This window comes from Agromyces sp. NPDC004153, assembly GCF_053603635.1.
The window spans coordinates 2,257,979-2,283,136 of sequence record NZ_JBSGFY010000001.1; the positions used below are offsets into that span (position 1 = coordinate 2,257,979).

Consider the following 25,158-nt stretch of genomic DNA (forward strand, 5'->3'; position numbering starts at 1 on the left):
TCGCGCGAGCGCGTCACGGCCGCCCGCCCAGTCCGCCGAACCCGGTGGAGAGCCCCCACCAGTACACCGCCGCGATCGCGCACCACGCGAGCGCGACGAAGACGGTGTCGCGGGCGCGCCAGCGACTGATGGTGCGCTCGGTGCGCGTGGCGTGGGCGCCGAACGCCCGTGCGTCCATCGCGAGCGCGACGCGCTCGGCGTGGCGGATCGCGCTCGCGAGCAGCGGGATCGCGACCGCGAGCGTTCGGCGCACGGCGGCGACCGGGCCGCGCCCGTGGTCGAGCCCGCGCACGCGCTGCGCCGCCCGGATCACCTCGAGCTCATGCCCGAACCGCGGCACGAAGCGCAGCGCCGCGAGGGCGGTGTAGCCGATCCGGTAGGGCACTCGAAGGTTCTGCACGAGGGCGCGCACGAGCTCGGGACCCGTCGTCGTGAGCCCGGCGATGAGGCTCAGCACGAGCAGCGCCGCGATGCGGAGCGCGGTGGCGAGCCCGATGAGGTACGCGGCGAGCGTGAACTGCCAGTCGCCGACCTCGACGAGCACCACGGATGCCCCGGGGCTCCCCGCCTCGATCCGGCTCGGGTCGACCCACACGCCGAAGGTCACGCCCAGCACCGCGACGAGCACGGGGACACCCACGAGGAGCAGGACGACGGCGCGCGCCCGCAACCGAGCGCCGACGAGGAGCACCGCGAGCGAGAGCAGGATGAGCACCGCCGGGATCGCGAGGCCACGCGTGACGATCAGCGCGAGCATGGCGGGCAGCGGCGCGGCGAGCTTGGCGAGCGGGTTCAGCCGGTGCAGGAACCGGCCGCTCGGCGCCGGGCGCGCGGTGAACGGGTCGAGCACGGCGTTCGCGGCGATCGCGCCCGCGGCGCGGTGGCCGTCGGCGCCCGCGACGTCGGATGCCGGTGCCGACGCCTGCGCCTCGCGGGCCCCGGCGGCGGTCACGAGGCGCCCTCCGGCGAGCCCGCGGGCGACGGCAGTTGCGACATCCGAGTGACCGCATGCCACTCGGGATGCCGCGCGAGCCCGCGGGTGGCCCGGGCGAGCGGCGGGTGGCGCAGGCCCGCCTCGTCGATGAGCGGACCGGCGAGCACTTCGGCCGTCGGGCCGGCGCCGAGCAGGCGTCCGTCGGCCATCACGGCGACGCGCGTCGCGTAGTCGGCGACCAGCTGCAGGTCGTGCGTCACGACGAACACCGTGGTGCCCTCCTCGTGCAGGGCGCGCAGCACGTCGAGGAGCTCCGCGGCCCGCTCGCGATCCTGCCCGAAGGTCGGCTCGTCGAGCGCGATGACGGGTGCGCCCGCGATCAGGGCGGTGCCCACCGAGAGTCGGCGCTTCTGCCCGCCCGAGAGGAGGAACGGATGCTGCGCCCGGAGCTCGTCGAGGCCGAATCGCTCGAGCATCCGCGTCACCTCCGCGGCGCGCTCGGCCGCGGGCACCCTCTGCACGCGCAGGCTCGTGTCGAGCTCCTCCTCGGCCGTGGTCGCGACGAACTGGTGCTCGGGGTTCTGGAAGACGAAGCCGATGCGGCGGCTGCGCTCACGGGAGTCGGCGCGCTGCGGGTCGAGGCCGAGCACGTCGACGGTGCCGGATGCCGCGGGGATGACGCCCGCGACGGCCTGCAGCAGGCTCGTCTTGCCGGCGCCGTTCGTGCCGACGACGGCGAGGAACTCGCCGGCCGCCACGTCGAGGTCGACGTCGTGCACCACGACCGGGCCGCGCCGTCCGCCGCGGCGCACGGAGAGCCCGCGGATGCGGATCGCCGGTCGGGCGGACGCCGGGGCCGAGTCGAGTGCGGGCGCAGCCGAAGCCGTCGTCGCCTCCACTCGGGGCGCCGGCAGCTCCTCGAGCCGGTCGAGCGCGGCGGCCAGCTCCGCCGGCGTGAGCGGCAGCGGCTCGAGCACGACGCCTGCTGCGCGAAGGCGCAGCGCCGCGAGCGTGGAGACCGGAAGCCACACGCCGAGCCGGAGCAGCTCGTCGACCTGGTCGCGGAGCACCTCGCGCACGGGTCCGTCGAAGGCCACGCGACCGTCGGCGTCGAGCACGACCGCCCGGTCGACGATGTCGACGGCGGCGTCGAGGTTGTGCTCGACGAGCACGATCGCGTGGTCGCGCGTCGACGCGAGCTCGCGCAGCACGGCGTAGACCTCGTCGATGCCGGCGGGGTCGAGGTTGGCCGTCGGCTCGTCGAGCACGAGCACGGGTGCGGCCATCGCGAGCGCACAGGCGATCGCCAGCCGCTGCCGGCCACCGCCCGAGAGGCGGTCGGGGTTGTCGGCCCGCCGCTCCCAGAGCCCGACGAGCTTGAGCGCCCGCTCGGCGCGCGCGAGCACCTCCTCGGCCGGCACGAGCTGGTTCTCGGGGCCGAAGCAGACCTCGTCGAGCAGCGTGCCCGTGACCACCTGCGCGTCGGGGTCCTGGAACACCATCGCGACGTGCGCGCTGAGCACGCCGACGGGATGCTCGCGGCTGTCGAGCCCGGCGATCGAGACCGTGCCGGCGAGCTCAGCGGGCACGGCGTGCGGCACCAGTCCGTCGAGGGCGAGCGCGAGCGTGGACTTGCCGCAGCCCGACGGCCCGAGCACGAGCACGACCTCGCCCGGCCGCACCGCGAGGCTCACGCCGTCGGGCGTCGCGCGGGTCGCGCCGTCGTGGCGGATGCGCACGGCATCGAGCTCGAGCAGGGGAGCGGTCATCGGGAGTCCCGGTCGTGCCGGCTGCCGCCGGCGGGCGAAGCATCGCCGACGGGGTCGGCTTAGGACAGCCTAACCTCTCCCGTTCGGACGGGGCGAGGCGCGGCATCCGCCGCCCTCACCCGGCCCGACGGATGCCTCAGCCGACCGGCGTCTCGAGCCTCAGCGAGGCGGCGATGACGGATGCCTCGAGCTCGGCCTCGATGAGGTCGAACGTGTCGACCTCGCGGATCCGGGCCGCCATCGCGCGGGCGCGGTCGCGGTACGTGCGGTCGGCGAGCACCTCGTCCACCGCCCTCGCGACGGCGGCCGCGGTGGGCGTGCCCGTGCGCAGGTTCACGCCGACGCCCGACCACTGCACGCGCATCGAGACCTCGGGCTTGTCCTCGGTGTCGCCCGCCGCGACGATCGGCACGCCGTGGCTGAGCGCGTACTGGGTGCCCCCGAAGCCGGCGTTCGTGACGAAGACGTCGGTCTTCGGGAGCAGCCGGTCGTAGGGGAGGAACTCCGCCGCGCGGGCGTTGCCCGGCAGCTCGCCGAGCTCCTCGACCGGACGACCACCGGTCGCCACGACCACGAGCACGTCGCGGTCGGCGAGCGCATCGAGCGTCGGGCGTACGAGCCGGTCGAAGTCCTTGTTGTCGATCGTGCCCTGGGTCACGTGCACGACCGGGCGGTCGCCGTCGAGCTCGTCCCACCACGACGGCAGGGCCGGGTCTGCGGGGGCGGGCGGCAGCACCGTGCCGACGAAGCGCACGTTCGGGCTGAGGTCGCTGCGGGGGTACTCGAACTCGGCGGGCGACAGCTGCAGGTAGCGGTCGCACTTGCGGGTCGAGTCGAAGACGAACGTGTCGAGGCCGGGGCGGCCGAGGTCGCGCATGACCTGCTGGGCGAGCGCCTGCGTCTTGCGGAAGATCACCTTCGTCACGAGCCCGTTCAGCACCCGGTTGCGCAGGCGGCCGAACGCGCCCGGCTTCGGCGCGAGGCCCAGCCCGGCCGGCGCGGTGTCGACGCTGAGCTGCACGAGCGGGATCACGCCGACGCCGAGGATCGGCGGCCGAGAGGCGGGGTCGTCGAGCAGCAGCGGCACGATGCCGGCGAACGCGCCCTCGGCGAGGATCGCGTCGGGGCCGAGCTCCGCGATGGCCTGCTCGACCGCGCGGAACTGGTCGGGCACGGGCCGCACGAACATGGTCTGCACGTCGTACTCGAGCTTCGCGATGCCGCGGTGGCGGTCGCGCTCGGGCAGGAGATCCTGCATGACGCGGTCGTCGTAGTCGGCGATGCCGACGAGCGGGCGGTGATCGGCGCCCGCGGCGAGCACGGCGTCGCGGAACCGCGAGCCGGTGAGGACGGTGACGTCGTGGCCGCGGCCGACGAGGTCGCGGGCGATGGCGATCATGGGCGCCACGTGGCCCTGGATGGGGCTGGCGCAGAGGAGGTAGGTGGACATAAGCAGTGAAGCTATCCACCGCTCGGAACCGTGGACAAGCGATCCGGACCGGTTTCCTGGCTGGCCCCATCGGGTTTCAGGGCTGGCACCGAGCTGTGGGTTCGCTGGGCGTCCTCGGGCTGCCTCGAAACCGGGAATGCCCCGGTCAGCCCCGATGTTGTACCAATGTCCGGACGTGGAGCCACCACGTCGGAGCGGCGTGGGAGGACCACGCCGGAAGGAGGAGAACGTGGGCATCAGCTACGTCGAGTTCGAGGACGAGAACGGGGTGCTGCGGCGTTACCGCAAGCACGTGAACGGTCGCGGCCTCGTCGCCACGACCGCGAAGGTCGACCCCACCGCGTTCGTGGACCCGACGGCCTACGTCGACCCGGGCGCCGAGGTGCAGCGCAACGCGAACATCGGCCCGGGCGGCTGGGTCGATCGCGACGCCATCGTCGCCGAGCGCGCCGTCATCGGCGAGCGCGCGCACGTCGGACGTCGCGCCGTCGTGGGCCGCAACGCGGTCATCGGTCCCTACGCCGAGATCGGCGCCGACGCACGCGTGCAGAACGGTGCGCGGGTGCCGCGCGAGGCGACGATCGCCGAGGGCGCGGAGTTCCGCGCATCGAGCGACGACCTGCGCCGGCTCGGCCTCGCGGCCTGAGCCGCAACCAGACGACACGGATGCCCCGGGGTGCACAGCCCCCGGGGCATCCGCATGTTCGGGCTACTCCACGACGGGCGTGCTGAGCTCGCCCGCCAGCAGCTCCAGCGTCTGCTCGCGGCCCGGCGCGGCATCCGCCGGCTCGGCCTCGTACGCACCCGCGATCGGCGAGACCATGACCTCGTCGACGCCGTGGCGCTCGGCGAAACGGCGCAGCTCGCCGGCGGCCGTCGCGGCATCCGCGATGACCCAGCGTCGGCGCATGCCCGCGATGAGCTCGTCGGCGATCGAGTCGGCGGGGGCCGACTGCGCCTCCTCGACGGTCTCGAGCGGCCGCATCGGCCGGTTCGCGCGCAGCCGCGCCATCGAGCGCAGCTGCGGCAGGGCGCGCGCCTCCGCCTCCTCGACGGTCGGCGCGACCGAGGCGTTCATCGTGAGGAACGTGACGGGCGACGGATGCCGCTCGCTGGGCCGGTACTCGGTGCGGTAGAGCTCGAGCGCCCGCTCGAGGCCATCGCCCGAGAAGTGGTTGGCGAAGACGTATGGCAGTCCGAGCTCCGCGGCGAGCTTCGCCGAGTAGTCGCTCGACCCCAGGAGCCAGAGCTCGGGCACCTCGGTCGCGGCCGGCGTCGCGGTGATCGGGTACTCGCGTCCGCTCGTGAGCCGCAGCGTCGCGCCGTCGGGCGAGAGCAGGCTCAGGATGTCGGCGACGTGGTCGGGGAACCGGTCGACGTCGGCGGTCGGCCCGCTCACGCGAAGCAGCTGCGTGATGACGGGGTCGCTGCCTGGGGCGCGGCCGATGCCGAGGTCGATGCGCCCTGGCGCGAGCGCCTCGAGCGCGGCGAACTGCTCGGCGACCACGAGCGGCGCGTGGTTCGGCAGCATCACGCCGCCCGATCCGACGCGGATCCGCGAGGTCTGCGCCGCAGTCGCCGCGATGAGCACGGGCGGCGTCGTCGACGCGACGGCCGGCATGTTGTGGTGCTCGGCGAACCAGTAGCGCGTGTACCCGAGGCGGTCGGCGAGCTGCGCGAGGCGCACGGATGCCGCGACCGCCCCCGCGCTGGTCTGGCCGCTGCGCACCGGGACGAGGTCGAGCACGGAGAGGCGGGGCGTGGGAGTCATCCCTCTCGGCAACCGCCGCGCCGGGGTCGGTATTCCGGGACAGGGTTGTCCCTGAGCCGATCGGAGGGATGCCCCTGTCGTCCGGCGGGGCGATTCGTCATGGGATGGAGATCGCGTTCGTGCGCGCCGCCGGGATCCCCCGCGGCCGTCCGCCTTCCACGGAGGCCCGGGCCCGCGAGACGCGAGATCCCGAGAGGAACCATCCGTGAACACCCCTGTGCCCGGCGCCGTCACGGCGCCCGCCGACGTGCGCGCCGACTCAGACGACGTCACCACGTTCTCGCTCCGCGAGGCGCTGGCCCTGCTCGACGACCGCATCGCGGGTCGAGTGCTCATCCCCGGCGACGCCGGCTGGGACGAAGCGCGCTCCGCCTGGAACCTCGCCGTCGACCAGCGTCCCGTCGCCGTGGTCGTCGCCGGCTCCGCCGAGGACCTCGCGCTGGCCGTGCGCACCGCGAAGGACCTCGGGCTCTCGGTCGCCCCGCAGGCCACCGGCCACAACGCCGGCCCGCTCGCCGCGGGCAACGGCCTCGCCGACGCGCTGCTGCTGCGCACGTCGGAGCTGCGCGGCGTCGCGGTCGACCCCGAGCTGCGGGTCGCCCGCGTGGAGGCGGGCGCGCTCTGGGGCGACGTGGTCGCCGCGGTCGCGCCGCACGGCCTCGCCGCGCTCGCCGGATCGTCGCACGACGTCGGCGTGGTGGGTTACACGCTCGGCGGCGGCATCAGCTGGCTCGGACGATCGCACGGCCTCGCCGCCAACCAGGTGCTCGCGGTCGAGCTCGTCACGGCCGACGGCGCGGTACGCCGCGTCGACGCCGACCACGACCCCGAGCTGTTCTGGGCGGTGCGCGGCGGCGGCGGCGACTTCGGCGTCGTGACCGCCCTCGAGTTCCGCCTGTTCCCGATCTCCGAGATCGTGGCCGGCACGCTCTTCTTCCCGCTCGAGCGCGCCGAGGAGGTGCTGCAGGTCTGGGGCGCGTGGACGACGACGGTGCCCGACAGCGTCACGTCGGTCGGCCGGGTGCTGCGTTTCCCGCCGATGCCCGACCTGCCGCCGTTCCTCTCCGGGCAGTCGTTCGTGGTCGTCGAGGCGGCCATCCAGGAGTCGCCCGAACGGGCCGACGAGCTGCTCGCGCCGCTGCGGGCTCTCGGCCCCGCCATGGACTCGGTGCACCCGCAGCCCATCCCCGAGCTGCTGCAGCTGCACATGGACCCGCCCGCGCCCGTGCCCGGGTACGGCGACAGCATGCTCCTCGCCGAGCTTCCCCCGGCCGCCGTGCGCGCGTTCGTGGCCGCCGTCGGTCCCGACTCGGGCAGCGCCCTGCTCTCCGCCGAGATCCGGCACCTCGGCGGCGGCCTCCGGCCCGAAGCGGCGCACGCCGCAGCGGCCGAGCGCGACACGCCGGCGCCGGGCGCCGTCGCCGGCCTCGACGCCGAGTACGCCGTGTTCGGCGTGGGCATCGCGGTGCCCGGGGCATCCGAGGCGCTCGCGATGTCGCTGGGTCGGCTGCTGTCGCGCGTGGAGCCGTGGCGCGCCCCGCTCGACTACCTCAACTTCGCCGAACGGGAGCGCGGCGCCGAGCGCATCTTCGGCGAGCGGGTGCACCGCCTGCGCGCGCTGAAGAACGCCGTCGACCCGACGGGCGTCATCCGCTCGAACCACCCCGTGCGTCGGTGACGGGGGGTGTCGCTCGCGCCGCGGCCTTCATAGGCTGGGAGCGAGCGACACCGCTGTCGCGATTCCCGGGGGAGGGAACGAATGACGCTCCACTACGAACTGCCCACCACCGCGGACTTCGCCGCACTGGCCGGCCCGCATCACCCGGCGATCACCATCTACGCGTCGACATCGCCGGTCGTCAGCGAACGAGAACGGTCCGAGGTGGCCGTGAAGAGCGCGTTCGACGACGCGATCGAACAGGTCAAGGGCTCGGGCGCCTCCGCCGCCGAGGTCGACGAGCTGCGTCGTGCCCGCGACGCGATCGTGCTCGACCAGCAGCTCTGGGGCAACCTCGCCCGGTCGATGGCGATCTTCGTCGCGCCCGGCTTCAGCGAGGTGTTCGTGCTGCCGAACCGCCTCGACGACGCCGTGCACGTCGGCTCGCACTTCACGCTCGGCCAGCTACTGCGCGCCCCCAGCCAGGACCAGGAGGCGTACGCCGTCGCGATCTCCGCGAACGAGTGGAGCCTCTGGCACGCGACGCCCACCGACCGGGCCGCCCAGATGCCCGTCGAGCCCACCCTGCCGAAGAACGCCGAGGAGGCCGCGAACCGCGAGCCCGGCGGCGCCGGCACGAAGCGCGTCGGCGGCCACGGCGACCGCGGCACGAGCGAGGAGGACAAGCGCGCCGCCATGCTCGACATCTACGCGAAGCGCGTCGCCGACGCGGTGCGCCAGGAGCTCCAGGTGCACGATCCCGACGAGCGGGTCCCGCTCTTCGTGTTCGCAACCGAGCCGACGCTCAGCGGCTTCATGGAGCGTGCGCACAACCACCGCCGCATCATCGCCGTGCCCGGCGGACCCGACCGGCTCGCCCCCTCCGAGATCGACGAGGCGCTGCGCCTGCAGCTCGGCACGCTGAACATCAACGAGGCGGATGCCGCACTGCACGGCCTGACCGAGGGCAGCGCCGGTCGCGTCGAGCGCGACCTCGCCGCGATCGGGCGACTCGCGGCCGACGGGGCGGTCGAGACCCTGTGGTTCGACTTCACGACGTCGGTCAACGGCACGCTCGACCAGGAGTCGGGGGCGATCGAGTTCGCCACCGGCAACGGCGAGGGCGAGAGCCTGCAGGACGGGACCCTCGCGGGCGACGTGCTGCCGCAGCTCGCGCTGCTCGTGATCGCGAAGGGCGGCAAGGTCGTCACCGTGCGCAGCGACGACCTCGACGACAACGTCTGGTCGGGCCCGGCGATGGCCGAGCTCCGCTACGCGCTTGCGTAGCCGGGTCTCAGGGTCCCTGGCGGGGTACGACAGGCCAGGCGGGTCAGACGGCGGATGCCGCGAGCCGGCCCTTCGCGGCATCCGATGCCCGGCGTGCCGCGCGCCGGCTCCTGGGCATCGACGCGGCGACGACCGGGATCGTGAACCCCTCGCGCCAGCCGAAGCGGAGCACGATCTCGCGCGCCCGCGAGTCCTCGACGATCGCCTCGACCGTCGTCTCGGTCACGACCCGCGGGGCCTTGCGCGGCTCGAACTCGCGCAGCTCGAGCCAGAGGGTCTCGGGGTGGGGGACCCCGCCGGGGTTGGCCGCGATGAGTCGCAGCTCCCAGCCGCTCGTCGGGCAGAGGCCCGATCCCGTCACTCGGATGAGGCGCCCGGCCGACGATTCGATCGCGGTCGCCCGGAAGTCGGCGGCGGAGAAGTCGCAATGGTTCGGCCCAGTCATGTCCTCGACGCTAGGGGCGCCCCCATGAGGCGTCCTCAGTGCTGGCGCTGAGATCCGCCGACGACGAGGAAGCGGTTTCCGGCGTCCTCGCGCCGACCTAGGCTTGCACCCATGCGATTCGGAATGTTCGTTCCCCAGGGTTGGCGTCACGATCTCGTCGGCATCCAGCCGGCCGAGCACTGGGACACGATGCGCGGGCTCGCGGAGTTCGCCGACGCCGGGCCCTGGGAGTCGATCTGGGTCTACGACCACTTCCACACCGTGCCGGTCGCGAGCGAGACCGAGGCGACGCACGAGGCGTGGACGCTGACGTCGGCGTACGCCGCGACGACCTCGCGCGTTCGGCTCGGCCAGATGTGCACATGCATGAGCTACCGCAATCCCGCGTACCTCGCGAAGGTCGCGGCGACGGTCGACGTGATCTCGGGCGGACGCGTCGAGATGGCGATCGGCGGCGGCTGGTACGAGCACGAGTGGCGGGCGTACGGCTACGGCTTTCCGCCGGTCGGGGAGCGGCTCGCGCGGCTCCGCGAGGGCGTCGACATCATGCGCCAGGCGTGGACGACCGGGTCGGCGACGCTCGAAGGCACGCACTACCGGGTCGACGGGGCGATCGTGCGTCCGCTCCCCCTGCAGCCCGGCGGGATCCCGATCTGGATCGCCGGTGCGGGCGAGAAGGTCACGCTGCGCATCGCCGCGCAGTACGCGTCGTACACGAACTTCGCCGGGTCGATCGAGGAGTTCGTGCACCGGAGCGAGGTGCTCCGCGCCCACTGCGAGGACCTCGGCACCGACTTCGAGGCGATCACGCGGTCGACGAACTTCAACACCGTCGTCGGCGTCGACGAGGCGGATGTCGCGCGGCGCCTGGATGCCATCGAGGCCCGCGTCGCGCCGTACCTCGGCCCCGCGAAGACGGCGGAGTACATGCACGCGTTCCGCGGACCCGAGGCGTTCGCCGTCGGGACGCCGTCGCAGGTCGCGGCGATGCTCGCCGAGCGCCGCGAGCGCGGCCTCGGGTACGCGATCCACTACTTCCCCGAGGCGGCGTTCGACCGCTCGGGGCTCGAGCTGTTCGCGCGCGAGGTGATCCCGGCGCTGCAGGAGGGATAGGGCCCGCAGACCGATGAGCGTCAGGCGCCGGGCTACGCCGCGAGCGCCTCGTCGAGCTTCGCGCCGAGCTCCGCGTCGGTCGGCTCGGTGAAGTGGGTCCCGTCGGGGAACACCACCACGGGGATCTGCGTGCGGCCGCTGATCGCCTTCGCGCGGTGGGCGCCGTCGACGACGACCTCGAGGTCGACGTACTCGTAGTCCACGCCGCGGCCGTCGAGGAGCGCCTTCGAGCGGCGGCAGTCGCCGCACCAGGCGGCGCCGTACATGGTGATGCGGGCAGGGTTCAGGTCTGACGTTGAAGGGGAAGTCACGTAGGGACCATACGCAGCGAGGCTGTGCGGTATTCCCAGCTTCGGGCTGTCGCGCTGTCGGCGCGGGTGGCAGACTCGCCGCATGCGATTCGAGACGGAGCTGCTGCTCGTGGACGGCCGGAACACCGGGATCGAGGTGCCGCCCGAGGTCGTCGAATCGTTCGGCGCCGGCAAGCGTCCGCCCGTGGTCGTGAACGTGAACGGCTTCGAGTACCGCAGCACGATCGCCCCGATGGGCGGCACGTTCCTCATCCCGTTCAGCTCGGACAAGCGCGCGACGACCGGGCTCGGCGGCGGGGACCACATCGTCGTGGAACTCGAGCTCGACACGGCGCCGCGCATCGTGGAGCCGCCTGCGGACTTCGCCGAGGCGCTCGACGCGACGCCCGGCGCGCGCGAGGCCTGGGAGAAGCTCGCCCCCAGCCACAAGAAGGCGCACGTCACGGCGATCGAGGGCGCGAAGGCCGCCGAGACCCGTCAGCGGCGGATCGCGAAGGCAGTCGAGCAGCTGACGAGCTGAGCCGGCCCGGGCCACTCGGTCGCGCTAGACCGCGACCGCCTCGGGCACGTCGGCCCCGACGAGCCGGATGAACGCGCTGAGCTGGGCGACGCCGTCGGGGCGGCGGGGCAATGCGTCGAGCAGGCCGGGCGAGTAGAGCAGGTAGGCCGCCCACTTCGCACGGGAGATCGCGACGTTGAGCCGGTTCTTCAGCAGGAGGAACTCGATGCCGCGGGGCGCCGCGCTCGCAGACGACGCGGCCAGCGAAACGATGGCGACGGCCGCCTCCTGGCCCTGGAACTTGTCGACCGTGCCCACCGGAACGTCGGGGTACCCGGCACGATCGAGCGCCTCGCGCACCGTCGTGAGCTGCGCGTTGTAGGGCGTCACGACGATGAGATCCGTCTGCTCGAGGGGCCGGGCGGGCGACCGGACCGGCCCGGATGCCGCGTCGCCGGCGTCGGACCAGTCGCGCCCCAGCAGTGAGGCGACGAGCTCGACCACGATGTTGGCCTCCTCGGGCGACCAGGTCGTGTTGCCCTCGTGGTCGACGGGGATCGGACGCACGCCGGGGTCGATGCCGTCGAGGTGCCGGGTCGAGGCGATCGGATGCGAGCGGAGCTCGCCCTGGTAGGCCAGCCGCGACACCGGCGCGGCGACAGCCGGGTGCATCCGTCGGCTCTCGGCGAGGAAGTAGCCGTATTCGGGCGGGAGGACCTCATGGCCGTCGGCGACCCAGCCGAGCGCGGAGGTGTCGACCGGCTCGGGGTGCAGCGCCTGGCTGACCTGCGGCAGCTGCTGCGGGTCGCCGAGCAGGAGCAGGTTGCGCGCGGCGACCGACACGGCGATCGTCGACGCGAGCGAGAACTGCCCGGCCTCGTCGATGACGAGCAGGTCGAGCGAGCCCCGCGGCACGCGCTTCACGTTGCAGAAGTCCCACGCGGTGCCGCCGACGACGTAGCCCGACGGGCGCTCGGCCGTGAACTTCGACAGGTCGTCCTTCTTCGCGAAGGCCGTGAACACCCGCGACTCGACCTCTGCCGGATCCTTCACGGCCTTGCCCACGAGCGCGGCGTCGAGGCCGGCTGCGACGACCGCCTCGAGCACGTGCTCGACGACGGCGTGCGACTGCGCGACGACGCCGATGCGCCAGCCGTGCTCGGCGACGAGGCGCGCGATGACGTGCGAGGCGACGTAGGTCTTGCCCGTGCCGGGCGGGCCCTGCACGGCGAGGTACGAGTGCTCGAGTCGCCGCACCGACTCGACGACCGCGTCGACGTAGTCGGCGCCGAGCACGGGCGCGAGTCCGCCTGCGGCTCGCGGGGCCAGGCGCCGTAGCACGTCCATGGCGGGGTTCGACGGCAGCGCCGGCACGGTGGCGGGGATGGGCGCCGCCCACTCGGCGATCGCCGCCTTGAGCGCCCGTGAGTCGGGCGGCCAGCCGGGCGTCATCGCCATGGGGAGGCCCGGCCACGTGGCATCGGCGACGCCGACCTCCTCGACGAGCACGCCGGTGTCGGTGACCTCGAGGATCGTGCCGCTCGACCAGGCCCGTTGTCCGGGGCGCATCGTGCTCGACGGGAACGGCGCCGGCCAGTCGTAGAGGAGGAACACGTTCGCGCCCACGCCGAACCGGGAGCCGGGGGCGATGCGCCCGCCGAGCAGCACCTCGCGCCGGGGGTACTGCCGCGTGCCCTCCTCGTACCAGCGCTGCGCGACGCGCGAGACCGCGGGGTCGACGACGAGCACGTCGCGGTGGTTCTCCCACGAGTCGACGGGCTGGTCGACGCGCAAGTAGTGCGACCACCAGAAGCTCTTCGCCTCGCGGTCGTGGTAGTCGATGGCCGCGGCCGACAGGGCCAGCGCGAGCTCGTCGGGCGTGCGTCCGTCGCCGGGCGCTGCGGGGCCGACGAGCTCGCGCAACTGGAGGGCCAGCGGCGTCGGTTCGTAGACCTTCGCCGCGCCCTCGGCGAGGTAGGCGGGCGGCACGGGCTCGACGCCCTCACGCCGTGCGATCGCGAGCAGCCAGTCGCGCAGGCGCCGCGTCGACACGCAGTCGTAGCGGTTGTAGTCGGCGAGGTCGTCGAGGATGCGCTCGGCCTCGACCGTCTCGGCTGCTCCACCCGACTCGACGAGCTGGCGCGCCCGAACGTACTCGGTGATCGAGTCGGCGCCGCTCTTCACGTCGGCCTCGCGCAGCTCGTCGCCCATGTAGAGCGGCTCGAGCTTCTTGATCGAGTACGAGCGGCTGCCCACGCGCACCGACCGCTTCACGATGGGATACAGGTCGACGAGCACCCCGTCGTGCAGGAGCTGGTCGACGTCGGCCTCGCCGACGCCGTGCCGTGCGGCGATGGTCGTCAGGTGCGTGCGCTCGTAGGACGCGTAGTGGTAGATGTGCAGGTCTGGGTGCGCCTGGCGGCGCAGCTTCACGAGCTCGAGGAACTGCAGCAGCGCCTCGCGCTCCTCGGCGAACGAGTGCGCCCACAGCGCCGTGTACTGCTCCTGCTCGTCGACCATGCCCCAGAGGTAGTCGAGGTTCCACGACGTGGCGTCGCCCTCGGTGTAGAGCGGGTCGCCCTCGAAGTCGAAGAACAGGTCGCCCGCGTTCGGCTCGGGGATCGCCGCGAGGGCGGCCGCCTCGCGAACCTCGACCGGCGGGGCGAGCGGCGGGTCGTCGGGGCCGCGCTCGCCGGAGGCCTCGGCGGCGAGCTCGGCCGCCTCGGCGACGAGCTGCAGGCGCGCCTGCGCGCGGAGGTTGTCGACCGTCGAGTCGATGAGGTGCGGGACGGACCCGGTCGACGTCGCGAGCTCGTCGATCGTGGTGATGCCGGCCTCGGCGAGCGGCTCGCGCTGGGTGACGCGCAGGCTGCCGACGAGCAGCACGTCGCGGTTGGCCTGCACCTCGAGCTCGCACGTGGGGCAGCGGCCGTCGTGCGTGTAGCGGGGGTCGCCCCACGCGACCGGACCGTCGGCGGCGACCCGCTCGTCGACGAGCTGTCGCAACCGCGCGACGCGCTGCACGTAGACGGGCGTGATGTCGTCGCGGCGGTGCTCGCTGTTCGTGCCGTCGCCGAGCAGCAGCTCGACCACGTCGTCGCTCGCGATGCCGATGCGATCGAGCTGCGAGGCGTAGGCGGCGAGCTGAAGGAGCGCGGTGACCCGCGCGTGCCGAGCGAGCTTCGAGTCCTGCACGCGATATCGGCCGTCGGGCCGGCGCACGATGAAGTCGGCGAACCCGATGAAGCCCGCGTCGGCGAACGTCGCCTGGTAGACGACGGGAACGCCCGCCTCGAGCGCGGCCCGAGTCGCCTCGACCGCCGCCGCGACCGCCTCGGCGTCGCGCACGTTGGGCTGCGGGATCTCGACGACGCCGTCGCCGAACTGCTCGCGGTAGCGCGCGAGCACGCGCCGCTCATGCTCGTCGCCGAGGCGCCCCGCGCGCTCGAGCATCGCGTCGGCGTTGGGCTCGAAGAGCGTCTCGCGGCCGAGCTTCACGTCGAGCTCGCGCAGGAACGCGAACTCGCACTCGGACGCCTTCTTCAGGTCGCTCGCGCTGGTGACCACGGAGCCGTCGACGACGAACATTCGGCTCCTTCCCTCGGCTTCGCCACCACGCTAGCGGGCGCGACCGACATCGGCCCGCGGCATCCTCAGGGCGAACGGCCGCGGCATCCGCTCATCGCGGGCGCGTGGCATCCGCAGGCCCGCGGACCGCTCAGCGCGTGACGACGACCTTGCCGATGCTGCGCCCCGAGGCGACGATCGCGTGCGCCTCCCGGAGGCCCGCGGCATCCAGCCCGCTGATCTCGCGGGTGAGCGTCGTGACCAGCGTGCCCGCCTCGACCTGTCCGGCGGCGGCGTCGAGGAGCTCGTGCTGGCCGACCATGTCGGGCGTCTCGAAGACCCCGCGCGTGAACATCGACTCCCAGAGCCAGGCGATGCTCTTCGACTTGAGCGCGCGCAGGTCCATGTCGGGGTCCTCGTCGATCGCGACGACCTGCCCGAACGGCCGCACGACCTCGGCGAAGAGCGGCACGCGTCCGGCGGTCGCGGGCGTGAAGACCCGGTCGAGGCCGCCGGGGGCGAGCTCGAGCACGGATGCCGCGAGGTCGCCCCGGTGGTCGAGCACGTGGTGCGCGCCCATCCGCCGCGACCACTCCTGCGACTCGGGGCGCGACGCGGTCGTGATCACCGTGACGTCGGTGAGCTGCCGCGCGAGCTGGGTCAGGATCGAACCGACGCCGCCAGCTCCGGCGAGCACGAGCAGCGTGCCCGTGCTGTCGGCGCGCAGCCCGAGGCGGTCGAACAGCGATTCCCACGCGGTGATCGTCGTGAGGGGCATCGCGGCCGCCTCGGCCATCGAGAGGTTGGCGGGCTTGCGTCCGACGAGCCGCTCGTCGACCGCGTGGAACTCGGCGTTCGTGCCCTGCCGGTTGATGACGCCGGCGTAGTACACCTCGTCGCCGGGGGAGAACAGCGTCACGTCGCGGCCGACGGCCACGACGGTGCCGGCGGCGTCGTAGCCGAGCACGATGGGCGGGGCGTCGGCGGCGCGGCGCATCCGGGTCTTGAGGTCGACCGGGTTCACCGACACCGCCGCGACCTCGACGAGCACGTCGCGCGGACGCAGCTCGGGCAGCGGCAGCTCGACGTCGGCGAGCGCGCGGTCGTCGTCGAGGGGGAGGGCGCCCGTGGCGGCGACGGCGCGCATGGTGGTCGGGAGGGTCGTCATGTGAAGGGGAACCGGCGGGCGCGGTGGGGGATTCCCGGGTGTGCGGTGGTGTGGTTTCGAGACGGCTGCTTCGCGGCCTCCTCAGCCACCGGAGGGCGCGAGCGCGCCGCGGCCGAGGCCGAGCATGCCCTCGACGGCGTGCCCGATGCGCGAGCCGCGGTCGGTCGCGTCCTCCCAGCGCACGAGCGCGTGCGCGTTGAGGCCGTCGATCATGCCGAGCAGCTGCCAGGCGACGGATGCCGCGTCGTCGGTCTCGAACTCCCCCGCCGCCACGCCCGCCTGCACGATGCCCTGCACGAACACGCGCCAGTCGTCCATCTCCTCGCGGACGCGCTGCGCGAGCGCCTCGTTGCGGCGGCCCAGCGCCCACGCCTCGACCCAGATGACCGTGACGTCGTCGCGGGTGCCGTCGAGCAGCGTGTCGAGGAGGCGCGCGAGCTGCGCGCTCGGCGTCGGCAGCGGGGCGACCAGGTCTTCGAGCTCGGCGAGCTCGTCGGCCACGATCGACCCGAACGTGCTCGCGACCAGGACGTCCATGTTCGGCTGATAGTGCGCGACGAGGGCGGGGGCGACGTCGATGCGCGCGGCGATGCTGCGGAGGGTCACCCCGTAGAGGCCGTGCTCGAGGGCGACGGCGCGCGCGGCATCCGTGATCTCTGCGGAGCGCTCGGCGGGCGACTTGCGAGCGGCCTTCTTGCGAGGGGGTCTTGACATCGTGACCTCAGTGTAGGTAGCGTCCTTGCAACTTATTGATCGTGTGATCAATAATAGGTCGAGTCCGCGGCCGAGTCCAGAGATCGCCCCGGGCGATCGAAACCGGAGAGTCCTCAACGATGAGCAACCAGACCCCGAGCCCAGCGGCAGCGTCGCCGCACGTCGGCGCGGCCGCGGCATCCGACCGCGCCGGCCGCATCGAGACCCACGGCGTCGACGTCATCCCCGACGCCGAGCGACACGGCCGCCCGCGCGAGCTGTTCTGGGTCTGGATGAGCGCGAACGTCGTCTACCTCTACTTCGTGCTCGGCGGTGTGCTGATGCTGCTCGGCCTCTCCATCTGGGAGGCGCTCGCGATCACCGTCGTCGGCAACCTCTGGTGGGCGGCCGTCGGCTGGCTGGCCGTGAGCGGCCCCGCGTCGGGCACGCCGAGCGTCACCGTGATGCGCGCCATGTTCGGCATCCGCGGCAACCGCGTCTTCGGCGGCGGACTCGGCGTCGCGATCGGCCTGTTCTACGAGATCATCAACATCGCCGTCGCGACGCTCGCCGCCAATGCGCTGCTCGGGCTCATCGGCATCGACGTCTCCGGCGGGCTCGGCTGGGTCGTGCTCGTGGTCGTCGCCGCGCTGAGCTTCGTGCTCAGCGTCTACGGCCACGCGACGATCACGAAGCTGTCGCCGTTCTTCTCGGCCGCGCTCGCCGTGGCGTTCATCGTGCTCGCGGTGTTCGTGTTCCAGGCCGCCGACTTCACGTACCGGCCCGCGCCGCTGCCCGACGGCGAGCACTGGGCCATGGTGCTGCTCGGCTACGCGATTGTCGCGTCGGGGCCGCTGTCGTGGGGCACCGGCGCCGACTACGCCCGCTACCTGCCGCGCGACACCCCGAAGCGCACGGTCGCCCTGTGGACCGCGCTCGGCGGGTTCATCCCGGCCGTGCTCATCGGCACCCTCGGCGTGGTCGCCGGCACCGCGATCGACATGACCGACCCGCAGCTCACCATCGGCGAGATCGTGCCCGGCTGGTTCACGCCGGTCTTCCTCGCGATCGTCGTACTGGGCAGCATCACGAACAACGTGCTCGTCGCCTACTCGACCGGCCTCTACGCGCAGGGCCTCGGCATCCGCGTCTCGCGCGCCGCGACCGTGATCATCACGGGCGTCCTCGCGACCGTGGCGGCCGGCTGGTTCGTCTACCTCGCGCCGAGCTTCCTCGACACGCTCAACGCGTCGCTCGAGCTCAGCGTCACCGTGCTCGGACCGCTCGTCGCGATCTACGCGGTCGACATCCTGCTGCGCCGCAACCGCTACGACGGCGTCGCCCTGAGCGACGAGCGCCGGGGCAGCCCGTTCTGGTACAACGGGGGCGTGTTCTGGCCCGGCGTCGTCACCATGGTGGTCGGCACCACGCTCGCCGTGCTCATGGCCAACACGACCCTCTACGTCGGCCCCATCGCGGCCGCACTCGGCGGCGCCGACCTCTCGGCCGTCGCCGGCCCGTTCCTCGCCGGGGCGCTCTACGCCGTGCTCTGGCTCACGACCTCGCCGTACCGCGATCGAGCGCTCCGCCCCGGTGCGCCGATCGTCGGTCGCGATGCGACAGCGGATGCCGCGGCATCCGGAACCCAGCAGGCGGATGCCGCGGCATCCGCCCCCGTCACCATGGAGGTACCCGCATGACCTGGCGCATGCCCGCCGAGACCGCCCCGCACGAGCGCACCTGGATGGCGTTCCCGCGCGAGGGGATCACCCTCGGGGAGTCGACGTCCGACCGCGAGGAGGGCTACGCCGCGTGGACGGCCGTGGCGCTCGCCGTCGCCGAGTTCGAGCCGGTGACGATGCTCGTCGACCCGACCGAGCGCGAGCGCGCGGCGTCGATGCTCGGCGACGGCATCGAGCAGGTCGAGGCGCCGGTCGACGAGTTCTGGATGCGGGACCACGGCCCCACGTTCGTCTTCGACGACGAGCGGCCCGGCGTCCTCGGCGCCGTGGACTGGGTGTTCAACGGCTGGGGCGCTCCCGCGTGGTCGGAGTGGCGCAAGTCCGCCGAGCACGCGCGCCTCATCGCCGACCTGGTCGGCGCCGAGACCGTGAGCAGCCTGCTCGTGAACGAGGGCGGCGGCATCCACGTCGACGGCGAGGGCACCGTGCTCGTCACCGAGACCGTGCAGCTCGACCCGCGCCGCAACCCGTACGCCGACCGGGCGCGCGTCGAGGCGGAGCTCGCCCGCACCATCGGCGCCACCCGCGTCGTGTGGCTCTCGCGCGGACTGACCCGCGACTACGACGAGTTCGGCACGAACGGCCACGTCGACATCGTCGCGACGATGCCGTCGGCCGGACGCCTGCTGCTGCACGACCAGCGCGACCCCGAGCACCCCGACTTCGAGGTGACCCGCGAGCTCCGCGCCCACCTCGCCGAGCAGACGGATGCCGCGGGCCGCCGCTTCGAGATCCTCGACCTGCCGGCGCCCGAGACCCTCCGCGACGACGAGGGCTTCGTCGACTGGAGCTACGTGAACCACCTCGTCGTCAACGGCGGCGTCATCGCATGCGGGTTCGGCGAGGAGCGAGCGGATGCCGCGGCGCGCGAGATCCTCGAGGCGGCGTACCCCGGGCGCCGTGCGGTCACCGTGGACGCGCGCCCGCTCTTCGCCCGCGGCGGCGGCATCCACTGCATCACGCAGCAGCAGCCGGCGGTGACGCGATGAGCGGGGCGGAGGGGGTCGACGTCGTCGAGGCGTCGATCGCGCAGCTGCGCGCCGCGCTCGAGGACGGGCGCGCGACGAGCGAGTCGCTCACGCGGGCGTACCTCGACCGCATCGAGGCGTACGACCGCCCGGGCACAGCGACCGGGCTCAACGCGCTCGTCGTGATGAACCCGTCGGCGCTCGACGACGCGCGGGCCTCCGACGAGCGCCGCGCCCGCGGCGAGACGCTCGGCCCGCTCGACGGGATCCCGTACACCGCCAAGGACAGTTACCTCGCCCGAGGGCTCACCGCGGCCGCCGGCAGCCCCGCGTTCGAGCACCTCGTGGCCCAGCGCGACGCGTTCACGATCGAGCGGCTGCGCGCGGCGGGCGCCGTGCTCATCGGCCTCACGAACATGCCGCCGATGGCGAACGGCGGCATGCAGCGGGGCGTCTACGGCCGCGCCGAGAGCCCGTACAACGCCGAGTACCTCACGGCGGCGTTCGGCTCGGGCTCGTCGAACGGCTCGGGCACGGCCACCGCAGCATCCTTCGCGGCCTTCGGCCTCGGCGAGGAGACCTGGTCGAGCGGCCGCGCGCCCGCGTCGAACAACGCGCTCTGCGCGTACACCCCCTCGAGGGGTGTCATCTCGGTGCGCGGCAACTGGCCGCTCGTGCCGACCATGGACGTGGTCGTGCCGCACACGCGCTCGATGGCCGACCTGCTCGAGGTGCTCGACGTGATCGTCGCCGACGACGCCGAGACGCGCGGCGACTTCTGGCGCGTGCAGCCGTGGGTCGAGATCCCGGCGTCGTCGTCGGTGCGGCCCGACTCGTACCCGGCGCTGCGACCGGCGGATGCCGCGGCGGCCCGCTCGGCGCTCGCCGGCAAGCGATTCGGCATCCCGCGCATGTACGTGAACGACGATCCCGAGGCGGGCACCGCCGAGCCAGGTCGTTCGCCCGGCATCGGCGGACCCACCGGGCAGCGCATCGAGACGCGCCCGTCGGTGATCGACCTCTGGGAGGCCGCGCGCCGCGACCTCGAGGCGACGGGCGCCGAGGTCGTGCTCGTCGACTTCCCGGTGGTGTCGAACTACGAGGGCGACCGCACGGGCGCGCCGACGATCGCGACCCGGGGACTCGTGAGCCCCGAGTACCTGCACCGCGAGATCGTCGACCTCTCGGCCTGGTCGTGGAACGACTTCCTCGAGGCGAACGGCGACCCCGCGCTGCACTCGCTGGCCGACGTCGACGGCGCGCGGATCTTCCCGCAGCCCGAGGGCGCCCTGCCCGACCGGTACACCGGGTTCGACGACGACGTCGCCGAGTATCCCGACTGGGCCCGCGCGAACCCGGGCGCGACGTTCGCCGACATGCCCGAGCTCGAGGGCGGACTCCGCGGCCTCGAGGAGACCCGCCGGCTCGACCTGGAGCAGTGGATGGACGACCTCGGCCTCGACGCGGTGGTGTTCCCGGCGGTCGCCGACGTCGGCCCCGCGGACATGGACGTCGTCGAGGCATCCGCCGACCTCGGCTGGCGCAACGGCGTGTGGGTCGCGAACGGCAACCTCGTGCCGCGGCACCTCGGCATCCCGACGGTCACCGTGCCCATGGGCACCATGGCCGACCTCGGGATGCCGGTCGGGCTGACGTTCGCCGGACGTGCGTACGACGACAACGCGCTGCTCGCGCTCGCCGCGGCGTTCGAGGCCACGGGATCGCGCCGCACCGAGCCGCCGCGCACGCCGAGGCTCTGACGCGGTGCGGGCCGGCGCGAGCGCTACCCTGACGGCATGGCGGTCAGCCGGTCCCGTACTGCGGTCTACGCGCGACGGCGCAAGCGGCGCATGGCGCGCGTCACGCACGACCTCAGCGACGCGCAGTGGTCGGCGCTGACCGCCGAGTGGCGGGGATGCGCCTACTGCGGCGCCACCGACCGGGCCCTCCAGCGTGACTGCGTGCTGCCGATCTCGCGCGGCGGACGCTACACGCTCGAGAACGTCGTGCCCGCATGCGGATCCTGCAACGCGAGCAAGTGCAACGACGAGGTCACCTCGTGGCTCCGCCGCAAGAAGCTCGACGAGCGCGCGTTCCTGCTGCGCCAGCGTGAGATCGCGCTCGTGCTGGTCGCGCGGTTCGCCGGCCCGGATGCCGCGACGACCTGACACCCCCACGGGACCTTCGACTGGTGGGGCTCCCAGCCGTGGTTCCTAGGCTGGCCGAGGACGGACCGCCCGAGAAGGGTTCCCGGCTCCGCGTCCGCCCGGGGAGGACCAACATGGCCACGTACGACGTGGGAGGACGCTCGGCGATCGTGACGGGCGCGGGCAGCGGCATCGGCCGCGCGATCGCGCTGCTGCTCGCCGCGAACGGCGCGTCCGTGATCGTGAACGACCTCGACGAGATGCACGCGAACGCGGTGGTCGACGAGATCCGGGCGGCGGGCGGCACCGCCGAGGCATCCGTCGGTGACGTCACGGATGCCGCGTGGATCGCCTCGTCCATCGAGCAGGCGAACGCAGTGGCACCGCTCCGGATCGCGGTGAACAACGCCGGCATCGGCGGGCCGTCCGCACTCATCGGCGACTACCCCGACGACGGCTGGGACACGGTCATCGGCGTGAACCTGAGCTCCATCTTCCACAACCTGAAGGCGCAGTTGCCGGCGATCGCGGCGAACGGCGGCGGGGCGGTCGTGAACATCGCCTCGATCCTCGGCAGCGTGGGCTTCGCGAATTCGTCGGCGTACGTCAGTGCGAAGCACGGGCTCGTCGGCCTCACCAAGAATGCCGCGGTCGAGTACGCCGACCAGGGCGTGCGCGTGAACTCGGTCGGCCCGGGCTTCATCAGGACGCCGCTCCTCGACGCGAACCTCGACGAGGCCGCCCTGGAGTACCTCGTCACGAAGCACCCGATCGGACGCCTCGGCGAGGCCGACGAGGTCGCCGCACTCGTCGCCTTCCTCGCGAGCGACGCGGCGAGCTTCATCACGGGCAGCTACCATCTCGTCGACGGCGGCTACACCGCCGTCTGAAACCCAGCCGCGAGCGGATGCTGCACGGCACGGTCCGCGGCATCCGACGTCTCGATCACAGCGGTCGCGAGCGCGCGATGAGGTCGTCGAGCTCAGACGGGCGGTACAGCCGAACCGCGGTCAGCGAGGTCACGTCGACCCACGACTTGAGGATCGATCGGGCGATTCCGCTGAGCACGACGACCGCTCCGCTGCCGTCCTCCAAGCGCGTGTCCACGAGGAGCTCCACTTCGTCCTCCTCGGCACCTCCGAACTCGAATTCATCGTCACGTTGCGACGGCCGCTCGATCACCACACGCACCCCAGTTCCTCCGCGGGCCGCGAACTCTCGGATCAACTGTGCCCGGCTCAAGGCCAGCCGATCCCGGATCGGCAGGTCCTCGAACGTCAGCGCCGCCGCCGTCGAGGACAACTCACCGCCCAGGCTCGCGTCCTCGCCGTCGCCTCCGTGACCCCGACCGACGGCGTCGCCTCGACCACCCTCGTCGCCACTTCCGCCCGTACTACCGCCAGCATCGGCCCCGGCCCCGCCTCCCGCTCGTGACAATCGCGCCTCCGCGTACTCCGCAACGGCCTCGCGGACGACCGCCTTCTTCGGAACGTCCATGAAGTAGGCCAACTGCGCGATGCGCCGATCAGTGTCCACGTCGACCTTCACCGCGCGTTCGACGGTGTTCCGTGATCCCGGCATGGCGTTCCGTCCTCTCTCGATGCATCCAGCGCATGAAGTGTTGTTCCCTCGTGGATCTCGGTTCCGAAGTTCCGAAGTTCCGAAGTTCCGAAGTTCCGAAGTTCCGAGACTTCTGGGAATAAACACTCCCATCCAGCGGGCCAGTCGAACTCGGGCGATCGGGGCCCGGTGATGCGGGGATCGGGTGGCTCGATTGTGGAGGACGAGAGGCGGGAGCGCGGGAAGAGGCGGGGCGGGGATGCGTGGAAGGGCGAGGGATGCGTGGAGGGGCGAGCATGCGTGGAGGGGCGAGGGATGCGTGGAGGGGCGAGCATGCGTGGAGGGGCGAGCATGCGTGGAGGGGCGAGGGATGCGTGGAGAGGCGAGGGATGCGTGGAGGGGCGACGGATGCGTGGAGGGTGATGGACGAGTGGGGGCGAGTGGCAGAAGTCGTCGACGAGGGGCGGGGCGGAGGACGGCGGGGTGCAGCGGGAGCGGCGGGTGGGTGACGGCGTCAGGCGACGGTGACGGTGCGCTCGTGGTGGCCCGTGGCGCCGTCGGGCACGACGCCCTGCACGTCGGAGGTCTGCACCTCGCCGTCGGCGCTGGTGGCGCGCACGCGCAGGGTGTGGGTGCCCGGCTCCGCGTCCCAGTCGAGGCGCCACTGCACCCAGGTGTCGATCGAGATCGCCTCGGCGAGGGTCGCCGGCTGCCACGGGCCGTCGTCGACCTGCACGTCGACCGCGGTGATGCCCGTGTGCTGGTGCCAGGCGACGCCGGCGACCGTGATGGTGCCTGCGCTCAACTGCTGGCCGGTGCGCGGCACGTCGATGCGGCTCTGCAACTTGATGGGTCCCTTCGCGCTCCAGCCGCGATCGGTCCAGTAGGCGGAAGCCGCGTCGAATCGGGTGACCTCGAGGTCCACGACCCACTTCGTGGCTGAAACATAGCCGTAGAGGCCCGGCACGACCATGCGCACGGGGAATCCGTGCTGCGCCGGCAGCGGCTCACCGTTCATGCCGACGGCGAGGATCGCGTTCCGATCGTCCTGCAGGACAGCGAGCGGCGTCGACGCCGTGAAGCCGTCGACGCTGCGCGAGAGCACCATGTCGGCGTCGGCACTCGGGTTCGCTCGCGCGAGCAGCTCGCGGATCGGGTAGCCCAGCCAGACCGCGTTGCCGATGAGGTCGCCGCCGACCTCGTTCGACACGCACGCGAGCGTCGTCACGCTCTCTTCAAGGGGGAGGGCGAGGAGCTCGTCCCACGTGAGGGTGACCTCCTGGTCGACCATGCCGTGGATGCGGAGGCTCCACGTCTCGGGGTCGACCGCGGGCACGGCGAGGGCCGTGTCGATGCGGTAGAACTGCGCGTTCGGGGTGACGACCGGGGTGAGCCCCTCGATGCCGAGCTCCGCACTGGCCGGGACGGTGGCGTTCGTCGAGGGCGTCGGCAGCGCGATCGTGTCGCGGATCGCCGTGACCGCACGCGTGCCCGCCTGCAACGCATAGCCGCCGATCGCCGCGAGCACGCCGACCGCCGCGGCCCCGCCGGCCCACCCGAGGAAGCGCCGCCGGTCGATGCCTTCGGGCTGCTGCATCGGCACCGGGGCATCCGTCGACGGAAGCCGGGTGACGAGGAACTGCAGCGCGATGACCGACGCGACCGCCGCGAGTGCGGCCGGCGCGAACGCCAGCAGGGGCGCGTTCGCCCGGGTCATCGCGGCGATGACCCCGACCAGCCCGAGCGCGCCGATGAGGACGCGTCCCCACGGGGGGCGACGCACCTCGAGCACGCCTGCCGCTCCGGCGACGGCCAGCAGCACGATCGCGATGCCGATGAGCAGCGCGACCTTGTCGGCCGTGCCGAACAGGGCGATCGCGGCATCCTTCGCCCACGACGGGGCGAGGTCGATGAGCAGCGAGCCGACGACGACGAAGGGGCTCGCCTCGGGGGCGAGGATCGCCGCCGCGAGCTCGCCGACGCCGGCGCCGAGGGCCACGGATGCCACGCCGGCCAGCGCCGGGAGCACCCACCCCCGCGCGCGACCGGTCGTCGTGGGCATGCGTCCAGCGTAAGT

General features: G+C 73.0%; 21 protein-coding genes. 10 read left to right on the plus strand and 11 right to left on the minus strand.

The features are described 5' to 3' along the window. Positions 1-13: 13 nt before the first annotated feature. From ACWEOH_RS10655 to ACWEOH_RS10665, 3 genes are all read right to left on the minus strand, one after another. Entirely contained in the window at positions 14-865 is an 852-nt protein-coding gene (locus tag ACWEOH_RS10655) for an energy-coupling factor transporter transmembrane component T family protein (RefSeq protein ID WP_452031912.1), read from the minus strand. 83 nt (positions 866-948) lie between these two features. Further along, positions 949-2,703 (minus strand): ABC transporter ATP-binding protein, encoded by a 1,755-nt coding sequence (locus tag ACWEOH_RS10660; RefSeq protein WP_452030731.1) that lies wholly within the window; start codon positions 2,701-2,703, stop codon positions 949-951. A 136-nt stretch (positions 2,704-2,839) separates the two neighbouring features. After that, positions 2,840-4,153: a glycosyltransferase gene (locus ACWEOH_RS10665; protein WP_452030733.1), complete on the minus strand. Its 1,314-nt coding sequence runs from the start codon at positions 4,151-4,153 to the stop codon at positions 2,840-2,842. A 229-nt stretch (positions 4,154-4,382) separates the two neighbouring features. Here ACWEOH_RS10665 and ACWEOH_RS10670 point away from each other — a divergent pair, with 229 nt between their 5' ends. Beyond that, positions 4,383-4,799 (plus strand): transferase, encoded by a 417-nt coding sequence (locus tag ACWEOH_RS10670; protein WP_452030735.1) that lies wholly within the window; start codon positions 4,383-4,385, stop codon positions 4,797-4,799. A 63-nt stretch (positions 4,800-4,862) separates the two neighbouring features. On the opposite strand, the gene ACWEOH_RS10675 is transcribed toward ACWEOH_RS10670, so the two are convergent. Further along, positions 4,863-5,924, minus strand: coding sequence for an LLM class flavin-dependent oxidoreductase (locus ACWEOH_RS10675; protein WP_452030736.1), 1,062 nt, complete (start codon positions 5,922-5,924; stop codon positions 4,863-4,865). A gap of 205 nt (positions 5,925-6,129) precedes the next feature. Between ACWEOH_RS10675 and ACWEOH_RS10680 the strand changes: the two genes are divergently transcribed. Both ACWEOH_RS10680 and ACWEOH_RS10685 read left to right on the plus strand, forming a co-directional pair. Further along, complete coding sequence (locus tag ACWEOH_RS10680) at positions 6,130-7,602, plus strand: FAD-binding protein (protein WP_452030737.1); 1,473 nt, start codon at positions 6,130-6,132, stop codon at positions 7,600-7,602. A gap of 81 nt (positions 7,603-7,683) precedes the next feature. Next, positions 7,684-8,868, plus strand: a complete 1,185-nt coding sequence (locus ACWEOH_RS10685; protein ID WP_452030738.1) for a baeRF3 domain-containing protein — start codon at positions 7,684-7,686, stop codon at positions 8,866-8,868. 43 nt (positions 8,869-8,911) lie between these two features. On the opposite strand, the gene ACWEOH_RS10690 is transcribed toward ACWEOH_RS10685, so the two are convergent. Further along, positions 8,912-9,313 (minus strand): hypothetical protein, encoded by a 402-nt coding sequence (locus ACWEOH_RS10690; protein ID WP_452030739.1) that lies wholly within the window; start codon positions 9,311-9,313, stop codon positions 8,912-8,914. 111 nt (positions 9,314-9,424) lie between these two features. Here ACWEOH_RS10690 and ACWEOH_RS10695 point away from each other — a divergent pair, with 111 nt between their 5' ends. Continuing rightward, positions 9,425-10,426 (plus strand): LLM class F420-dependent oxidoreductase, encoded by a 1,002-nt coding sequence (locus ACWEOH_RS10695; RefSeq protein WP_452030740.1) that lies wholly within the window; start codon positions 9,425-9,427, stop codon positions 10,424-10,426. Between the two features lie 32 nt (positions 10,427-10,458). Here ACWEOH_RS10695 and ACWEOH_RS10700 read toward each other — a convergent pair whose 3' ends face one another. Beyond that, on the minus strand, positions 10,459-10,737 hold the full coding sequence (locus tag ACWEOH_RS10700) for a glutaredoxin family protein (protein WP_452030742.1): 279 nt from the start codon (positions 10,735-10,737) through the stop codon (positions 10,459-10,461). An 82-nt stretch (positions 10,738-10,819) separates the two neighbouring features. Here ACWEOH_RS10700 and ACWEOH_RS10705 point away from each other — a divergent pair, with 82 nt between their 5' ends. Beyond that, entirely contained in the window at positions 10,820-11,257 is a 438-nt protein-coding gene (locus ACWEOH_RS10705) for a YdeI/OmpD-associated family protein (RefSeq protein ID WP_452030744.1), read from the plus strand. Positions 11,258-11,281: 24 nt separating this feature from the next. Here ACWEOH_RS10705 and ACWEOH_RS10710 read toward each other — a convergent pair whose 3' ends face one another. The 3 genes from ACWEOH_RS10710 to ACWEOH_RS10720 form a co-directional block, all read right to left on the minus strand. Next, the gene (locus ACWEOH_RS10710) at positions 11,282-14,824 is read right to left on the minus strand and encodes a TM0106 family RecB-like putative nuclease (RefSeq protein ID WP_452030746.1); all 3,543 of its coding nucleotides are present in this window, start codon (positions 14,822-14,824) and stop codon (positions 11,282-11,284) included. Between the two features lie 130 nt (positions 14,825-14,954). Next, positions 14,955-15,971 (minus strand): zinc-binding alcohol dehydrogenase family protein, encoded by a 1,017-nt coding sequence (locus ACWEOH_RS10715; RefSeq protein WP_452030748.1) that lies wholly within the window; start codon positions 15,969-15,971, stop codon positions 14,955-14,957. Between the two features lie 81 nt (positions 15,972-16,052). Next, positions 16,053-16,685 (minus strand): TetR/AcrR family transcriptional regulator, encoded by a 633-nt coding sequence (locus ACWEOH_RS10720; RefSeq protein WP_452030750.1) that lies wholly within the window; start codon positions 16,683-16,685, stop codon positions 16,053-16,055. A 119-nt stretch (positions 16,686-16,804) separates the two neighbouring features. Between ACWEOH_RS10720 and ACWEOH_RS10725 the strand changes: the two genes are divergently transcribed. The 5 genes from ACWEOH_RS10725 to ACWEOH_RS10745 all read left to right on the plus strand — a co-directional run bounded on the left by ACWEOH_RS10725 (position 16,805) and on the right by ACWEOH_RS10745 (position 22,411). Continuing rightward, positions 16,805-18,364 carry a purine-cytosine permease family protein gene (locus ACWEOH_RS10725; protein ID WP_452030752.1) on the plus strand — a complete coding sequence of 520 codons (1,560 nt, stop codon included), beginning with the start codon at positions 16,805-16,807 and terminating at the stop codon, positions 18,362-18,364. Then, a complete protein-coding gene (locus tag ACWEOH_RS10730) occupies positions 18,361-19,395 on the plus strand; it encodes an agmatine deiminase family protein (RefSeq protein ID WP_452030754.1) in 1,035 nt (344 codons plus the stop codon). Before ACWEOH_RS10725 ends, ACWEOH_RS10730 begins: the two co-directional genes overlap by 4 nt. Continuing rightward, on the plus strand, positions 19,392-21,134 hold the full coding sequence (locus tag ACWEOH_RS10735) for an amidase (RefSeq protein WP_452030756.1): 1,743 nt from the start codon (positions 19,392-19,394) through the stop codon (positions 21,132-21,134). The genes ACWEOH_RS10730 and ACWEOH_RS10735 overlap by 4 nt, the downstream gene beginning before the upstream one ends. Before the next feature lie 36 nt (positions 21,135-21,170). Beyond that, positions 21,171-21,542 carry an HNH endonuclease gene (locus ACWEOH_RS10740; protein WP_452030758.1) on the plus strand — a complete coding sequence of 124 codons (372 nt, stop codon included), beginning with the start codon at positions 21,171-21,173 and terminating at the stop codon, positions 21,540-21,542. Positions 21,543-21,655: 113 nt separating this feature from the next. Further along, complete coding sequence (locus tag ACWEOH_RS10745) at positions 21,656-22,411, plus strand: SDR family NAD(P)-dependent oxidoreductase (RefSeq protein ID WP_452030760.1); 756 nt, start codon at positions 21,656-21,658, stop codon at positions 22,409-22,411. Between the two features lie 55 nt (positions 22,412-22,466). Here the strand turns inward: ACWEOH_RS10745 and ACWEOH_RS10750 are convergent, their stop codons facing one another. Beyond that, a complete protein-coding gene (locus ACWEOH_RS10750; protein ID WP_452030762.1) occupies positions 22,467-23,102 on the minus strand; it encodes a hypothetical protein in 636 nt (211 codons plus the stop codon). A 493-nt stretch (positions 23,103-23,595) separates the two neighbouring features. Beyond that, positions 23,596-25,143 (minus strand): molybdopterin-dependent oxidoreductase, encoded by a 1,548-nt coding sequence (locus ACWEOH_RS10755; protein ID WP_452030764.1) that lies wholly within the window; start codon positions 25,141-25,143, stop codon positions 23,596-23,598. Positions 25,144-25,158 lie beyond the last annotated feature (15 nt).

What these genes read in the sequence shown, in the direction of transcription:
- ACWEOH_RS10705 (WP_452030744.1), top strand. Translation starts at nt 10,820, where the DNA reads ATGCGATTCGAGACGGAGCTGCTGCTCGTGGACGGCCGGAACACCGGG.
- ACWEOH_RS10690 (WP_452030739.1), bottom strand. Translation starts at nt 9,313, where the DNA reads ATGACTGGGCCGAACCATTGCGACTTCTCCGCCGCCGACTTCCGGGCG.
- ACWEOH_RS10660 (WP_452030731.1), bottom strand. Translation starts at nt 2,703, where the DNA reads ATGACCGCTCCCCTGCTCGAGCTCGATGCCGTGCGCATCCGCCACGAC.
- ACWEOH_RS10715 (WP_452030748.1), bottom strand. Translation starts at nt 15,971, where the DNA reads ATGACGACCCTCCCGACCACCATGCGCGCCGTCGCCGCCACGGGCGCC.
- ACWEOH_RS10725 (WP_452030752.1), top strand. Translation starts at nt 16,805, where the DNA reads ATGAGCAACCAGACCCCGAGCCCAGCGGCAGCGTCGCCGCACGTCGGC.
- ACWEOH_RS10675 (WP_452030736.1), bottom strand. Translation starts at nt 5,924, where the DNA reads ATGACTCCCACGCCCCGCCTCTCCGTGCTCGACCTCGTCCCGGTGCGC.
- ACWEOH_RS10755 (WP_452030764.1), bottom strand. Translation starts at nt 25,143, where the DNA reads ATGCCCACGACGACCGGTCGCGCGCGGGGGTGGGTGCTCCCGGCGCTG.
- ACWEOH_RS10750 (WP_452030762.1), bottom strand. Translation starts at nt 23,102, where the DNA reads ATGCCGGGATCACGGAACACCGTCGAACGCGCGGTGAAGGTCGACGTG.
- ACWEOH_RS10735 (WP_452030756.1), top strand. Translation starts at nt 19,392, where the DNA reads ATGAGCGGGGCGGAGGGGGTCGACGTCGTCGAGGCGTCGATCGCGCAG.
- ACWEOH_RS10710 (WP_452030746.1), bottom strand. Translation starts at nt 14,824, where the DNA reads ATGTTCGTCGTCGACGGCTCCGTGGTCACCAGCGCGAGCGACCTGAAG.
- ACWEOH_RS10730 (WP_452030754.1), top strand. Translation starts at nt 18,361, where the DNA reads ATGACCTGGCGCATGCCCGCCGAGACCGCCCCGCACGAGCGCACCTGG.
- ACWEOH_RS10685 (WP_452030738.1), top strand. Translation starts at nt 7,684, where the DNA reads ATGACGCTCCACTACGAACTGCCCACCACCGCGGACTTCGCCGCACTG.
- ACWEOH_RS10740 (WP_452030758.1), top strand. Translation starts at nt 21,171, where the DNA reads ATGGCGGTCAGCCGGTCCCGTACTGCGGTCTACGCGCGACGGCGCAAG.
- ACWEOH_RS10665 (WP_452030733.1), bottom strand. Translation starts at nt 4,153, where the DNA reads ATGTCCACCTACCTCCTCTGCGCCAGCCCCATCCAGGGCCACGTGGCG.
- ACWEOH_RS10695 (WP_452030740.1), top strand. Translation starts at nt 9,425, where the DNA reads ATGCGATTCGGAATGTTCGTTCCCCAGGGTTGGCGTCACGATCTCGTC.
- ACWEOH_RS10745 (WP_452030760.1), top strand. Translation starts at nt 21,656, where the DNA reads ATGGCCACGTACGACGTGGGAGGACGCTCGGCGATCGTGACGGGCGCG.
- ACWEOH_RS10720 (WP_452030750.1), bottom strand. Translation starts at nt 16,685, where the DNA reads ATGTCAAGACCCCCTCGCAAGAAGGCCGCTCGCAAGTCGCCCGCCGAG.